Annotated in this window: 9 protein-coding genes; 2 read left to right on the top strand and 7 right to left on the bottom strand. The window is 68.4% G+C overall.

Annotation, left to right across the window (positions count from 1 at the left end):
* Positions 1-54: 54 nt before the first annotated feature.
* Positions 55-465, bottom strand: a complete 411-nt coding sequence (locus tag MILUP08_RS13900; protein WP_007458598.1) for a hypothetical protein — start codon at positions 463-465, stop codon at positions 55-57.
* 225 nt (positions 466-690) lie between these two features.
* A complete protein-coding gene (locus MILUP08_RS13895; RefSeq protein ID WP_051065709.1) occupies positions 691-1,347 on the bottom strand; it encodes a hypothetical protein in 657 nt (218 codons plus the stop codon).
* Between the two features lie 931 nt (positions 1,348-2,278).
* On the opposite strand from MILUP08_RS13895, the gene MILUP08_RS35280 reads away from it, so the two are divergent.
* Positions 2,279-4,714, top strand: a complete 2,436-nt coding sequence (locus tag MILUP08_RS35280) for a hypothetical protein (RefSeq protein ID WP_237747066.1) — start codon at positions 2,279-2,281, stop codon at positions 4,712-4,714.
* Positions 4,715-5,152: 438 nt separating this feature from the next.
* On the opposite strand, the gene MILUP08_RS13885 is transcribed toward MILUP08_RS35280, so the two are convergent.
* The gene (locus tag MILUP08_RS13885; RefSeq protein ID WP_007458593.1) at positions 5,153-5,932 is read right to left on the bottom strand and encodes a helix-turn-helix domain-containing protein; all 780 of its coding nucleotides are present in this window, start codon (positions 5,930-5,932) and stop codon (positions 5,153-5,155) included.
* Positions 5,933-6,070: 138 nt separating this feature from the next.
* Between MILUP08_RS13885 and MILUP08_RS35885 the strand changes: the two genes are divergently transcribed.
* Positions 6,071-6,256, top strand: a complete 186-nt coding sequence (locus tag MILUP08_RS35885) for a hypothetical protein (RefSeq protein WP_007458592.1) — start codon at positions 6,071-6,073, stop codon at positions 6,254-6,256.
* Positions 6,257-6,412: 156 nt separating this feature from the next.
* Here the strand turns inward: MILUP08_RS35885 and MILUP08_RS13875 are convergent, their stop codons facing one another.
* The 4 genes from MILUP08_RS13875 to MILUP08_RS13860 all read right to left on the bottom strand — a co-directional run bounded on the left by MILUP08_RS13875 (position 6,413) and on the right by MILUP08_RS13860 (position 12,788).
* A complete protein-coding gene (locus MILUP08_RS13875) occupies positions 6,413-7,273 on the bottom strand; it encodes a replication-relaxation family protein (protein WP_051065708.1) in 861 nt (286 codons plus the stop codon).
* Positions 7,274-7,552: 279 nt separating this feature from the next.
* Complete coding sequence (locus MILUP08_RS13870) at positions 7,553-10,045, bottom strand: type IV secretory system conjugative DNA transfer family protein (protein WP_007458589.1); 2,493 nt, start codon at positions 10,043-10,045, stop codon at positions 7,553-7,555.
* Positions 10,042-11,859, bottom strand: coding sequence for a VirB4 family type IV secretion system protein (locus MILUP08_RS13865; protein ID WP_007458587.1), 1,818 nt, complete (start codon positions 11,857-11,859; stop codon positions 10,042-10,044). Before MILUP08_RS13865 ends, MILUP08_RS13870 begins: the two co-directional genes overlap by 4 nt.
* Entirely contained in the window at positions 11,856-12,788 is a 933-nt protein-coding gene (locus MILUP08_RS13860) for a PrgI family protein (protein WP_007458586.1), read from the bottom strand. Before MILUP08_RS13860 ends, MILUP08_RS13865 begins: the two co-directional genes overlap by 4 nt.
* Positions 12,789-12,821 lie beyond the last annotated feature (33 nt).

The following is a 12,821-nucleotide window of genomic DNA, read 5'->3' as shown; positions in this document are numbered from 1 at the left end:
GATTCCTGGACCGACGCGCAGAGAACTCGTCGAAGAGCGCGGTCGTCGACCTCATCACCACAGCTCCGTTGCGGCGTGGGCGTCCACGAGCAGCGAGAACTGCCGGTCGGTGAGCCCGATCGGTTCCGCGTGACGGCCGGCGCCGGTGAAGATGACCGGCCCGCACAGGTAGGGCTCGTCCCACGGGCCGAGGTATGGACGGCCGGTGGTCTCGAGGGCCATCTGGGTGGCCGTCCAGTTGGGGACTCCCCTGCCCTGCTGGTCGTCCTCGAGCCACATGACGGTGCATTCATCGAGCTGGACTCGGTAGGCGGCGCCGGTAGTGATGCGTCGATCTCCATCGGCTGGGGCTGCCAGGACGGTCAGCCGTCCGGACGGACCGACCATCAGGTAGGTGGCCTGTTGGGCCGGAGCCGGCGCCGAGTTACGCGTGTCGAGCGGCGGCCGCATCGCGGTGATCGTCATCTTCTTTCTCCTTTACTGTCGTGGGGTCGGTGACCCCTGGGCACGCAAAACGGCCGGTCAGGCGAGTGCCTGATCCGGCCGGGAGGGACGGCAGTTGGCAAGTCAGCCCGGCCGATTAGCTGGGCGGGGTCTCCCGTCGCTGCACTGGTCCGAGTCGATTGCGGCTTGTCGTGGGTGTTGTTGGTATGCCCGACCCGGGAGGTCGCGCCGCAGGCTGGACGATTGCTAGGCGAGGGGCCAAGCGGCCATGGCGACCAATTGCTCGTTCGGGCGCAGCCGGTCGATGTGGTCGTTGGCGGCGTACAGATAGTCCAGCTGGTCGGCCAGCCGGCCCGATCTGGGCGTGAGCCAGTTGGCGGCGTCGGCGGCCAGGGCATCGCCGGGCACGGCCGCGAGTGCCGCGAGGGTGCGGTAGCTGTTGAGGCCGACTTGAAGGGCCTCAATGTCCGCGATGGGAATAGGTTGTCGTCGGTAGGCGGCGTTGTAGGTGGTCATCGCGAGCACCCGAGGTTGGGCGAGGTATGCCTGTTGGGCGCGGCTGAGCGGCCAGCGTGCCGGCTCGTCGCGGTGGCGGTCAACGAAGGCCGAGAGCGGTTGGGCGTCGCGCGTGCCGTCGATGACGTCTCGCCATCGGTGCCACAGCCAGACAGCACTGGTGGCGGCGCGGGCACGCATGCCGGCCAGGTCAAGGTGACGGACCGGGCCACCGGCGGCGTAGCCCTGGTAGCGGTGAAGCAGTTGTCGGGTGAGTCGGTGATGGGCGGCGAAGTGGCCAACAGGGCCGGCGGGACGGAACTGTTGTGCAACGAGGCGGGTCGCCGCGAGGGCGGGCATGGACTGGGGTGTCGCGTCGGTGGGCAGGCAGACCACGATGGTGTGCACGGCAGGACGTGCGGGCATGGGCTCCTCCAGGCAGGGTGCGGGGACACGGCCGAGGTGCAATCGCGCGAGAGCGCGCGGGCAGGCGACAGCGTCGGCGGACAGAGTGGTGGGGTGCCGGGATCGCGGGGCGGGCGCCGTTGGAAGCTCCGGCGGGCGGGGATCCCGAGCGTGATGACGCGAGCGCGTCGAGGCGATGTTTTCTGTATGGCAGGGCTGGCGCGGTGGCGCCGAGGTGGTGCAGATGGGCGTGGGTGCCGGGGAGGATGTGTCGCGGCCGACCGGCCAAAGTGGCGGGTGGGCGGGTGCGGCTCCTGCCGTGGCGAGCCAAGGCCCGCGATGGTGCAGTGATGGGGGTTCTATAGAAGAGAGTTCACGATATCCCGCCGATCCAACAGGAAATGATCATGGTCGAATCGCTCGACGGTCGACTGTTGAGCAGGTGTGTTGGGCGCTTCGACGACCGACATCCATGGGGTGGCCGAGGTCGTTGGGTGCCACGACGCGGGTGTTGGGTTTCGCAGCTACCTGGCCATGGCGGACAACCGGAACCGTGACCCGCCCGGGCAGCCTCGCTGAGCTAGTGAAGCGTCGATCTACCCCTTCACGGCAGCTCTCCGCCGGCCAGCACCGGACGCCGACCGCGTCGGCGCGGCGCGGGATCTGGCTCCGGCGACCGCACTCTCATGGCCGATGAGCCGATGCCTCGCGCCGTCGGCGCGGCTTGGACGTCGGCTGTTTTACTGCAGCTGGCATCACCCAGATTTGAACCGGCCGTCATTGCGGGCGAGCCATGCAACCCAGCATGTCCTCCCCACCCCGTGAGGGTGTTCCGCCAGCCACCGCCGAGCCGGTCAATCTCGGATCTCTGCCAGCCCGACGACGTCGGGAATTAATGGGATCCGATGTCAGTGGGGATCGTCATACTGGGGCCGTGAACTCCGAGTATGGACGGATGGAGGTCGTAGGCACCGGCGTGACGGGTAGCCTCACCCGAGCCGCAACCTACCTCCAGCAACTCTCCCAGGCTGCATCTAATGTTGACGATGCCCTCACTTACCTCGGGGAGGCACTCGCGTCCGCTCGCCTTGCGCTTGAGAAGCGCCTGCATGGGTACGACTCGTTCGACACGCTCGCGTTCCTTCGCTTCGCGGCGGGGCCGTGGGACTTCAGCGAAATGCGAGAGAGCCAGAGCCAGGTCGAGAACTCTCAGGCCGCTCAGGACGTCATCGCACTCACGCTCCTAGGCATGGGGTTGCCCCGGCAGCCGCTGACCGGCGAGAACTCGGGGCAGCCCAACCCCGGGAAGGCGCTAGGTCTGGCGGCCGACATCGTGAGGGCCGCCCAGACGCGCGCTGTCTTGCAGGGTCAGCGTGTAGATCAGCCGCTCGGCACTCTCGCAGGCGAGTTCAAGGGGTACGAGCTCTCGGTCCGCGGACGACAGTACGAGTCGATCGCGAAGGAACTGAACACCGAGCTCTTGGGTGATCCAACCGTCGCCACCGTCATGGTGAATACCCTCGGGTTCACCCTCGACGCAATCCGGGCGGTGCGCGAGGCGTCGGTGGCCCTGCTAAACGAGCGGTTCTTCGGTGCGCGCGACCGCGTCGGGGACGTCGCTCAGTCGGGTGTCGACATCGAGGACATCGACGCAGACGCGTTCCGGCGCGACATGAATCTCATGGTGAACGAGTGCCGGCTGTTTGGGGCTGTGTCGGCCATCGAGGCCGCAGGCCGTGCCGGAATCGAGGAGTCGACGGCGAAGGCAGTGCTGGAGTATTTCAGCACCTCGCGGCCGGCGGGTAGTGAGGCTAACCCGGTCATCAGGTTCGCGCAGGGGGAGCGTGTGGTGCCGTGGGGGTGCATCGCGGACGACGGCGAGTACCTCATCCTCAACGGGTTCCTGGGTGAAGACGAACTGCGCCGTAACATCGAGCGTGGGATCGCCGCGGCCGCCGCCGGGAAGCGCCGGAGTGCAGGCAAGGTGTGGTCGAAGTACGACGGACGGCGGGCCGAGTATTCCGAGTCGAAGGCGGCTGCCGCGCTCAGCAAGCTGCTTGCCGGAGTCGAGCCCCACTGGAAGGGGCAGAAGTACGCCGGCCCGGTCTCCATCGACCAAACGGCAAGCCTGGGCAAGGACGCCGACCGGACGGGCGTCCCGACCCGGGACTTCGAGTCGGACTTACTGTTCGTCGTCGACGGTATCGCCTTGTGCGTCGAGGTGAAGGCCGGGTCCGTCACGGAGAAGGCCCGCGGCGGCAACGCCAAACGGTTGGCCTCAGACCTGCAGAAGACCCTCAAGGAGGGCAACGAGCAAGCGGACCGGTTGACCAACTTGATCCGCACCAACCAGGGGGTCTGGAGCGTCGGCGGTGAGTGGATTGACCTGGCGTCGGTCAGGGAGATCCACTCGATCATTGTGATGCTCGACGATATGGGTCCGCTGTCGTTGTCGATGAACGAGCTCGCGCACAAGGGCATCATCGATACCGACGAGGTGCCGTGGATCGTGAGCCTGCACGACCTGATCGTCATCAGCCGCACGATCGACCACTCCGCCCAGTTCCTCGAGTACCTGCGGCGTCGCCGCGGCCGAAAGCTCGCAACAATGGTGAACGGCGTCGACGAACTCGACATGTTCATGTGGTTCGTCAACGGAGGCATGTACTTCGAGCCCGACCCGCGGGACGTCGCGGCCCAACTCCCAATCGACAGGCCCATCAAGGCGTCCGACATGCGCCGCTACGAGGAGCAGTCCCGCGTACGGCTCGGAACTCTCACTGATCCGCTGGATGCTTGGTTCTATAGCCGCGACGGTCTCTCAGAAGTCCAAGCACCTAAGCCAACCCGCCAGGAGGAGCCGTGGGTTGAGCAGTACCTGGCAGCGAGCGAGTCGGCCAAATCACCCGGGTGGCTTCGGTTTGGCGCCGACCTGGTCGGTCTGAGTGAGAGCGCGCAGCGCGACATCGGGAAAAAGCTGGAGGAGCAGTGCCACCAGGCGCGTGGCGGCGACATCGAGCGCAGCGTGACCACTCACGGCACCACCAGTGCCGGGCCCTGGCTGCTTACTGCGGCGGCCGTGCCTGAAGGGGTGAGCATCGACCATCTCCCCGGGTATATAGACGCGAAGCAGTACCAGACCCGGTCGAGCCGGTCGATGCTGCTGCTGTACGAGACCGACGGGTCGCTACGCGGGTCTCGCTACCGCGGCGAGCCTCAACGTCGGACTGCCGACCGAGACGCCGCCCTCGAGGTCACCCCGCTGCGGGGCCTCGCGGCCACCTTCAACAACAAGGTTCCTCCGAGTGCACGACGCAGCACCAGGCAGTTACGCGGCAAACGGGGAAAGAAGAACCGCCGGCGCCGCTGAGCACGTTGCACCGGAGGTCACGGGTCGGTTCGTCACCAACGCGACAGCCGCGCGTCACCCGAACACGACGGTGACCGAGCGCGGCTAGCGCGAGGCGAAGGTACGGTGCGCGCAGGTGGGTGCCGGATCTTCGCCGTCTCATCGGTGCTCTCAGCTCAACCGAGCATCGGGTGCGGAGGGGCTCGCCGTGTCTCGCCTGGGGAGAATACGTGGGAAGTTGGCTGCTGCGGCTCGCTGCCCGCGCCGCACTGCTCATCGTCTGGTGGATCACGCTGCCCCTCGAGAACCCCGCTTGGCGAACCGGCGTCAGTGTCGCGGTGATCTCCCTCGCCTGCGGACTGCTGGCCGACGGCGGCCGCATAGTGCGTGCCAGGTTTGGAACTCGGTGGCCCACGCCGACTGCTGACCCACGGCCTTGATTCGGGGTCGGTGGCGCCGCTACTTGTCTTCGCTGGCTCCGTAGAGGCTGGAACCCTCTCGCAGACCGTAAATGAACCCGGCGACGGCCGCTCGTTCGCGGGCGGGCATCGCCATCAGCGCATTGAGGATCCATCCGGCCTCTAGAGAGGAGCCTCCCTGAGGCTTTGCCCCCATCAGTTCGGTCGGAAAGGGCCGTGTCACGGGCTCAGGGCACGCGAAGGTGGCCATCGTGTCCAGAGATCCGTCCGAAACCTGTGCCCGCAGCTCGATATTGACCACTGCGAGGTAGCCGTCGGAGGGCTCACGGAGGCCGATCTCGGCTTTATAGCGAACCTTCCATGATTCGCCCAGCATGCGCGCCAGGATCCCGCAGATCGCGTCGGCGAGGGCGATCAGGGCCGCCGAAGGCGCGTAATAGTCGTCGTTCGGAGTCCGCTTCGTCTTGGCGGCGGTTCTGGCGCGGTGAAGGTCAAATTCGGCGTCGAAACCCGGCCTCAGCTCGCGCCACCACTGCTTAACCACGCGCTCTTCCGCCTCGCTCTCCAGTGCGACCATCCCCTGCATCGCCCACCAGAGGTCGAGCAGCGCATCCTCGTCGAGTTCCAGGGCGGCGGCGTAGCCCCGGACGATCGCCTCGCTTTTGGGTGGGCGGTTGCCGCTCTCGGCCATGGAGACGGCGGCCACGGAGAGCTTGGGGTCGAAGGAGGCGGCGACGTCGGCCTGGTTCTTCGACAGGTGCTTGCGCACGGCCTGCAGCACGCGGCCAAACGCCACCGCCGAACCCGATCCGGATTTCACGGCAACACCCCTTCCTTGTGAACTGTGTTGCTGATACTTTTCACCAGCAACACAGAGAAGCTCCAAAACCGTAACACGAGGCGCCGCTCGATCCGTGCGTCCGACGCAGCCAACTTGTATGAGAGAGGGAAGTTCCCGATGAGCCACGAGGACTCGAACAAGCTCCGAAACGTCGACAGGGTTGAGCAGGCGGGCCAGGACTACAGGCGATACGTGGACGTGGCTTTGGTGGTCATCGGCGGCGTCAAGGACGTGTATGCAGCCGCGTCTCCGCTCGTCGCGCAGTGGAAGCGGCGTAACCGGCGTGACCGGCGCCGTCGATGATGCATTCCAGCAGGGCCAATGCCTTACACCGCTGCCGCAGCCGGCCGATGGAGGGCAGTCTGGCGGCGATGTCGTACGAGGTCACCGGGTGCCCCTACTGGGGCGGGCAGTCAGCGAATCGGCAGGTCCCATTCTGCCAGGTATCGACACGACGGTTCACTCTGCTTCGTCACGCAGCTCGTGGAGCGGGTCGTCGGCCGGGCGTGGTGGGCCGGGGTTGAGCGGGCCTGGTTCGTCGTCGGTGGTGGGTAGGTCGGCCAGGCTCAGCCGGTGTCCCCCGTTGCCCACGAGCCGCCATACCGGTCCGGCCGGGCTGTGTCCGTTGATCCGGTCGCGGGCGCAGGTGGCGACGGTGAGCGCGGCCAAGGCGTCGGCGACACGGTGATCGTGACGGGCGGCGTCAGCGAGCTTGGTGTGGAAGTTGCGTTCGCGTTCCCGACTCGGCAGGGAGAACAGCAGGATGTGGCCGGGCCCGCCGTCCACACGGAGGCGCCGGTAGGGCTCCAGCTTGTCGCGTAGACGCGGGTGGTCTTCGGTGGCACGGTCGTACTCGAGCCAGAAGCCGACGCTGTTGCGACCGTTGGTCCAGACACCGTGTGCGTCTGGGCGTACCCGTTGCCCGAAGGCGGCGGCTGTCTGCTGCTCGGACCACCAGCGGGTCAGCCTCACCTCGGGGTGACCGCGCCCGTGGGCGAGGAGGTCGATGAAGAACTGATTGGTCTCGATGGTGTGTTGCCGGATCCGGTTGGACAGCACCGAGTCCGCAGCGAGTGCGACGGTTTTCGGGGTGGGCGGGGTGTCACCGCGGGCGAGGGCCACGAAGCGGGCGGAGAGCCGGCCGGGCACCCAGTAGACCTGTGCGGGTTGGCCGGGGTGGGAGCGCAGTACACGGTCGATGAAGTCGAGCCGTCGCAGGGTGTAGAGGCGATGGGCGCAGGTGACCGGTGAGTCGAACAGGGCCGAGGTGATCTGGTCGGTGGTGAGGGAGGTGTGGTCGGACAGCAGGAAGGCGATCACCCGATCGCGAGGGCGAAGGCGGGCCGAGACGTCGGAAAGCGTGGTCGTGGAGCGACGGAGGGGAGATCGGGATCGGGGGGTCACGGGGCACCCCCCGATTGGAGGATGTCCCCCCGGTGGGACTGTCGGGACGGCTGATCATGACTCATGTACGTCTCCTAGCTGCGTTGTTGGGTGAGCACCGGCCGATTCCCAGGCTGCTCGCAACGACCATGGCCGGGCCGGACCGGCGACCAGGGTGCGAACCCACCCCGGTGTATGGGGTGGGAAGTTGCGACGTCAGTCGCTGCGACGGGATGTCTTGCCTCGATCGCTGCCGGCGAGGCGCTTGGCGAGCTGCTCGATGGCGGTCGGGTCCGTCGCGTTGCCGCTGGCAGCGGCACAAGCGGCCCGGATGTGTGTGGCGGCGCCGACCACGGGGCGGGGTGGCCGGGTGTGCAGGGTGAACGCCGCGGTCTCCCGGTTGCCGATGACCAGCCGCGCGGCTGCCTGGTAGGCGTCCAGGTGGCTTAGATCGTGTTCGGACAGTTCCGGGAACATGTGCCGGGCCATCTGATGCGCATCCTCAGGCGCCACGTTGAAGGTGATCTTGTTACGAGCGTTCGCGCTCAGTGCAAGCTGGGTGGGTCGTGGTAGTTGAGCGAGGTCCTGGTGGGCCAGCACCAGGCTCATGCGATAGCCGCGGGCTTCGGCGAGCATGTCGTCCACCGAGCCGGGCAGATTCAAAAAGTTGTGGCACTCGTCGACGAATATGGTGCAGTCGCGTCGTTTGTCTTCGGGCAGTCTCGCGCGGGCAGTGGCGGCCTGCCAGGCGCGGGCCAACACGAAGGAACCCATCAGCCGAGAGGTGTCCTCGCCGAGTTGGCCTTTGGGGAGGCGAGCGAGCAGGATGCCGCCGTTGTCGAGCAGTTGCCCCATGTCGAATGAAGAGCGGGGCGTGCCGAGGGTTCGGCGTGGGAAGTCCCGCAGCAGGAACGCTCTCAACCGGGCCATGACGGGTCCGATGACTTGCGCTCGCACCGGCGGCGGCATCGACTCGTACCAACTCCAGTAGCCGAGCAGGCCTTCTGGGTCGTCGAGCCCGTCGGTGAAGGCCATCCGGAACTGGCGGTCGTTGAGCAGCGGTGGCACCAACGCGAGCGTCGCGTGCGCCTTGCGCATCAGGGTGAGGCAGGCGACCCGCAGGGTGTCGTCGATGCGCGGCCCCCAATGCCTCTGGAAGATCTTGCTGAAGATGGAGACGACGTTGTCGACGGCGAGGTCGTGGTCGTCCCCCGAGAGCGGGTTGAAGTAGCCGCCCTGGTCCTGGTCGGGATCGATGAGGACGACCCGGTCAGCGACGGTCTCCGGCAGCCGGTCCAGGACGTCGGTGACGAGGTCTCCCTTGGGGTCGATGACCACGACACCGCGGCGGGCGGCCACGTCGTCGAGGATCATGTTGACCAGGAAGGTCGACTTGCCGACGCCCGTGGAGCCGAGGACGTGCAGGTGCTGGCGGGCGTCGACGACGGGCAGCCCGACGGCGTGACCGCCGATCTCGGCGTGTCCGAGTTGTTTGACGCCGCGTCCGCCGGCGGGGACCTCGACCGGCGCTGGCATGGGCTTCGCGCGAGCGCGTCGGAGGCCGGGTACGGCCAGGTCGGTCGGTAGGGCCGCGACGGCGGCGAGTTCACCGGCTCCGAGCAGGTACCCGGAGCGCAGTGGTCGAGCGGACAATACTGCGGCGGGCTGCTTGAGCCGGACGCGGCGCAGTCGTTGGCGGGCGGTGTAGACGCCGTAGGCGGAGGCGACGCCGTGGGCGAGGGTCTTCAGTCGGGCCCGCAGATTGTCTTCTGCCGCATTGCGGGGGTTGGTGTGGGCGACGCCGTACCGGATCGAGGTCTCCCACAGCTGCCCGGCTGCGAGTTTGTCGACCGCGGCGCGGGCGTCGCGATCGCGTTCCGGATCTGTCGGTACCGACCGGGTGGCGGCGACCCGAGTGGCTGCGGGTGCCCGGCCGGGGCCGGGCACGATCAGTTCGAGCAGGCCGCGGAGCCAGGCTGTGGGGTCGAGTAGCCCTCGTGCGGGCTGGCCATTGCGGAGGGCCCCGGTCCCGGCGCGGAGCCGACGGATCTGCCGGGGTGTGGCTGGGCGGGTGAGTACCTGCACGCAGGCGTACTCGGGATCCTGCAGTCCGGACAGCGCGGAGATCAGTGGTCGTAGGGGGTCGCTGTCGTGGTCGGTGACGATCGGGTACCAGGCCGCGAGGGTGGGAAGCAGGGCGCCGCCCTCGTCGAGGGTCGCCCGGGGTATCGGTGCGGTGGCGTCAGTGACGGCGGCGGTGGCGCCCGGCCAGGCGCCGGTGATGGCGGCGAGGACGGGTCCGGTGGGCACGGTGCCGGGCAACCAGATGTTGATGGTCAATTGCCGGCCCGCCCATCGGTATTCGAACCCGACGTGTGGAGTGCCGTGGATCAGGCGCCGCCACCCGGCGGGGCGAAGAATCTCTGCGCAGGTAGCCCACCAGCGTGCAGCGCTGTCTGGATCGACCTCCGGTGGTGGAGTGATGACGACCTGGTGGGCGTGACGCAGTAGCCGCCGGTGCCGCCAACTGAGCAGTTGTCCTCGCGCGATCAGTACGACGAGCCCGAGGGCGGCGACGACGATGCCTAGCCACGGGCGGTCGGTCACCCACCGGAGTGCGTCCACGATGGCGTCCGCGATTGGGTTGGACGGCACCGGCGGAGGCACGAAGGGCGACGCCGGCGGTGTCGATGAGGTGAGCGTTGTCACGGCGTCTGCCCGTCGAGGTCACCCGTGACGCAGAGTTCGTGTTCCCGTTGAGAGGACACGGCGTGGGCGCCTACCCGGTTGGCGCCCGCGAGGAGGAGGCTCTCCCCTCGTTGCGCTGACAGCAGCATCCGCGCCTCTCCCCCGGTCAGGTTGAAGCTGTCGGCGACGGCGGCGATGGCCTGCGGGGCCTGGCGCATGAGGAGCTGGGTCGCCGCGTTCGCGACGACGGCCTGCCCGAGTTCAGAGCCCAGCAGGTCCGCGGCGTCCTGTGTCACCACGGACACCCCGGCCCGCCGCTTGCGGGCGGCCTTCGCCAGCCGGTTGAGGAATCGGACGCCTTCGCCGTCGCGCAGCAGCGTCCAGGCCTCGTCGACGATGACGAGGCGGCGTGGGTCGGCGGTCGGGCCGTCGGCGGGTGGGGCGTCGACGGTGCGCCAGATCGCGTCGAGGGCGAGGAGCATCCCGGGGGCGCGGAGTTCGTCGGCGAGCTGTCGGGTGGACCAGACCACCAGGTGCCCGGTGGGGTCGGTTGTGGTGGGTCCGTCGAAGAGGTGGCTGAAGCTGCCGGTGGTCCATGGGGAGAGGCGGGCGGCAAGGGTGAGCGCCGGCGGTGTGGCGTCGACCTCCAGGGCGGCGGCGACGTCGCGGAGAAGCGGAGCCGGGCGGGCCCAGGTAGTCGGTTCGTTGGTGATGCCGGCAGCAAGGTACGCAGTGTTGACCGCCCGGTCGAGGGCGGCGCGTTCGGTGGGTGCCATCGCACCGTCGTGGCCGCCGGCGCCGAGCAGGACGTTAATCAGTGTGTGCATGAACAGGGCTCGCCGGTTGCGGGCGTCGGGTCGGTTGTCGTCGGCAGCGATGTCCAGCGGGTTGAGCCGGACGTTGGGTGCGCCGAGTTGGATGACGGTGCCGCCGACTGCTTCGGCGAGCCGCAGGTATTCGTCTTCGGGGTCGATGACGTTGACCTGCACTCCGTCGTAGAGGGAGCGCAGGGTTTCGAGCTTGATGAAGTACGACTTACCGGCGCCGGATCGTGCGAGTACGAGGCTGTTGTGGTTGTCGGCGGCCCAGCGGTCGTGCCAGATGATGCCGTTAGTGGCGGTGTTGACCCCGTAGAGCACCCCGGAGGCGCTGGGCGGGTCGCCGGGCAAGGGGGCGGGTAGATCCGCGGAGGCCAGGGGCATCGCTGCGGCGAGGGCATCGGTGTCGAAGACGCGCCGCATGCCGATGCTGTCTACGCCCATCGGCAGGGTCGATGTCCAGGCCGGTAGTTGCCGCCAGGTGGCTGGGACGGTGTCGAGCATGACCGAGGCGGCGGTGGCCCGTACGTGGGCGACGGACTCGGTCAACTCGTCCAGGTTGGGCGCGTGCACGGTGACGTAGTGGCCGACCCGGAACAGGCGGCTCGCGCCGCGGGCGACTCGGTCGGCGAGTTCTGCGGCGTCCGCGGCGGCGGCCTCGGTGCCCGGGTCTTCGAGGCGTCCGTGTTGGGCGTCAGCGCGCCGGGAGGATTCCAGTCGGGCACGTTGGCGGCGCAACCGGGAGGCGGCGACCTGCGGGGCGAGTGGTTCGATGTGGATGACGACGTCGGCACGACCGGGCCAGCCGGTCAGTGGGAGCAGCCAGCCGGCCCCGGCCTCCGCCGGGTAGCCGTTGACGATCAACGTCGAGGCGTACCCCTCACCGATCTTGAGGTAGCGGGGGGTGACTTCCACGCTGGCCGGACCGATAAGCGCGGCGAGGGTGTCGGCCTCCGCGGACGGCGGTGTGGCCGGGCGGGCAGGCCGACGAGGACGAAGCAGTCGCAGCAGGTTCACGACGGCTCCTCGGCGGTGATGGGCTCGTCAGGTAGGGCCCGTTCGCCGGGCACGGGCAGGGTGTAGGGGTCGACGGCGGCGGCCAGCACCGCGGCGACGGCAGGGCCATCCAGTACGCGGGTGCTGGCGCCCAGGCTCTGCAACGCTCCAGCGGTGTGCTCGGCGGCGCGCAATGCGTCCTGGTCGCGGCGGGCGCCGGTCGCGGTATGGACGATGGTGACGGTGCGCCACAGCGGCTGCCGTTCGTCTTCCAGGTCGAGGAGGAACTCGGCGTAATCCGCAGCGGCGTCGGCAAGAGCGGCATTGGGCAGTAGATCCGCAGCGTCGGCGATGCGCTGCGCGTGCCCGGCCAGGTCGACGCGTTGGGTGGAGACCACGATCTGCACTGGGGCCGTCAGGCTGTTGAGCCACCGCGCGTAGGCGCCGACCAGGGCGGCCTGCTCCGCTGGGGTACGGAGCCCGAGGTTGACGGTGCTCACGGCGACCAGCGCGGCGCTGGTACCGCCGAGGTCGACCACCCCGTTGGTGGCGATGGACCGGGCCGGTAGGCGCAGCGGTGTGGGTGGGGTCAGCTCACCCTCGGCGCTGGTGAGGGCGGGTGCCCACCGCGGCGTCTTGAGCACCCCTCCGGGCGCGGGAACCTGCCGTCGTGGGGTGCGGGAGCCGCGAACCGCGGCGAGCAGCCAGGCGTCCAGGCTCAATCCGTCCCGGCGGCCCAACGCTAGGACGGTCGCGGTGCCGAGCAGCGGGACCAGACCGGCGAGCAGGACCGGCATCGGCAGAACGTCGAGCAGTGTCCGAAACAGCAGGTAGGCGATGGCCCCGGCGGTGGCCAGGATGGCGACCTGACGGGTGGTCAGGTTGAACAGCAGACGATCGGGTGTTTCGACGTCGGCAGGGATCCGCGCACGGAGATCGACATCAGACATGGGGTCTCCTCAGGCAATCGTTTGGACTGGGCG

Origin of the sequence: Micromonospora lupini str. Lupac 08, from assembly GCF_000297395.2 — a bacterium.
Lineage (GTDB): Bacteria > Actinomycetota > Actinomycetes > Mycobacteriales > Micromonosporaceae > Micromonospora > Micromonospora lupini.
The sequence above is the reverse complement of the archived record's forward strand: the minus strand, read 5'-3'. Positions and strand labels throughout refer to the sequence as shown.

Excerpts from the sequence above, each read along its gene's own strand:
- MILUP08_RS13900 (WP_007458598.1), bottom strand. The coding sequence starts at position 465 with ATGACGATCACCGCGATGCGGCCGCCGCTCGACACGCGTAACTCGGCG.
- MILUP08_RS35885 (WP_007458592.1), top strand. The coding sequence starts at position 6,071 with ATGAGCCACGAGGACTCGAACAAGCTCCGAAACGTCGACAGGGTTGAG.
- MILUP08_RS13860 (WP_007458586.1), bottom strand. The coding sequence starts at position 12,788 with ATGTCTGATGTCGATCTCCGTGCGCGGATCCCTGCCGACGTCGAAACA.